Annotated in this window: 1 protein-coding gene; it reads left to right on the top strand. The window is 38.7% G+C overall.

Annotation, left to right across the window (positions count from 1 at the left end; translation table 11 throughout):
• On the top strand, positions 1-360 hold a 360-nt coding region (locus FTW16_RS13370), incomplete at its 5' end, for an outer membrane beta-barrel protein (RefSeq protein WP_146491407.1).
• Between the last annotated feature and the right edge of the window lie 129 nt (positions 361-489).

Below are 489 nucleotides of genomic sequence, written 5' to 3'. Positions count from 1 at the left end.
TTTGGTGTGAATATCTCATCAGAGACGAGTAAAGAAGATGAAAAATTTGAAGGCTATGGATATGAGACTAAAGTTTCAACCTTCAAAATAGACACAGACATCGGCTATGCATTCTTCCTCAATGGCTTTGATGTAAAGCCATACGGTGCTATTGGTTTTGCTCGTGTAGAGGAAAAGATCACGTTAAATACGCCTGACGGTAGTGCAAGTATCAAAGACAACAATACTTCCCTATTGCTAGGCACCGGAGTTAGAGCAAATTTTGCTTTCGGTCTTTATACCGACCTACGCTTCAACCTCATCATGATGGATGACTATGACATCGATCAGTTATCTTTCACTGTCGGATACAAGTTCTAAGAATAGCTTTCCATCAATTAAACACTTTGTTCACAATCTGTTTGGGTTGTGAGCAAAGTAATCATGCGTACCAATAAGTAGGCATTATCAACGATATAACCAATACGAATTAGCCTGCTCTTTCTAAAA

The sequence above is a fragment of the Vibrio sp. T20 genome, from assembly GCF_007858795.1.
GTDB classification, from domain to species: Bacteria; Pseudomonadota; Gammaproteobacteria; order Enterobacterales; family Vibrionaceae; genus Vibrio; species Vibrio satsumensis.
Note: the sequence above shows the minus strand (reverse complement) of the source record. Positions and strands in the feature narration are given on the sequence as shown.